This is a genomic window from Moryella indoligenes (genome assembly GCF_030812885.1).
Classification (GTDB): domain Bacteria; phylum Bacillota; class Clostridia; order Lachnospirales; family Lachnospiraceae; genus Moryella; species Moryella indoligenes.
Genome location: NZ_JAUSTO010000042.1, coordinates 1 through 1206 on the forward strand (window position 1 = coordinate 1; position 1206 = coordinate 1206).

The window sequence follows — 1206 nt, forward strand, 5'->3', positions numbered from 1 at the left end:
AAAAAGAACACCCTTTTGACAGGATGCCCCGAAGATGATACTATGAGCTTGTTCAAGGCTGATCATCTTCGGATTATCAGTTTTCATTCCGCTTCAGCGCGCCAACGCTGGGGCGGTTTTTAATTAATTATTTATAAGATGTTCTTGTAATTGGCAGGAAAACCAATGAGAGAAAGCGTAATCGGAGATTCGTTTTCTTCAATGAGCTTTAAAAGCTCAGACTTAAATTTCACCTTCAGATCCTCATTTGGAAGTCTCCATTTAAGGACAATTAAATAAGCAAACAGAGAAGAATTATTTACAGTTGGGTTTCGCTGTAAAAACCTAGGGGATAATTTAGCGGGAGGGTTAAAATTTGAATTAATTAGTCTGGCACAATGGGAACATTTATTACGCAATACCGACATGCAATGCAGATGATTGGATAATGTTGTCCGTCCGATACCAAAACGGTTTGCTATGAGTTGCTGAGAAGAACTATACATGGCATTATAAAGTTTTGAAACGTTTGAAAAAGACATGAGTTCAACCATTGCCCATAGTGGCATTTTCCCGGAGTATTTATTATTGTGATGTTTAACGATAAGGTTTTCTGAGTAATACCCTCGCTCGCGGTTAAATGTTTCCATTACATGCTGATACCCCTTTTTATCATAGTAATTGTTTTCATTGTAGTGCTGATCGTAAGGCGCGCCAGTGCATTTTTCTAGCGCAAAACTATTTGATATTTGAGTTTTACAATAAATCTCTATGATTTCAAGGTATTTTCTGAGTAGACTTCTTAATTCATAATCAAAAGTATAAAGATTATAAATTTCAGAAAAATCTATACGAGAGTTGAGCTCGCTGCTATGGCTGTCTTTCCTCAGATGAAGAGTATAACCGGTCAGTCTGTAGTAATTCACATGTTGCAAGAATGGTTGAATTTCAGAGCACGGTATAACACCGTGATCCAATAGTTTTTGCTCCTGTTCATCGTAAGATAAGGGTTTCTTTAAGTCCATAAAGATCTCCTAAATGTAAAAAGGCCGAATCTACACGACTCAGCCTGGCCCCCGACGCAATTATTCGGGCAGCTCTGTTGAGTCAATTATACGGTGCCGCCTGCAAAAATGCAAGGTATGTGCGTAAAAAATTACAAATAAAATAAAGATTGTGTACCGGAACCGATGCTGACCATTGCAGCGGCTTCACCCAGATGCTCCA

At 38.5% G+C, this 1206-nt stretch carries 1 protein-coding gene; it reads right to left on the minus strand.

The features are described from left to right. Window positions 1-131: 131 nt before the first annotated feature. Window positions 132-1004, minus strand: coding sequence for an Abi family protein (locus J2S20_RS12070; protein WP_307255573.1), 873 nt, complete (start codon window positions 1002-1004; stop codon window positions 132-134). Between the last annotated feature and the right edge of the window lie 202 nt (window positions 1005-1206).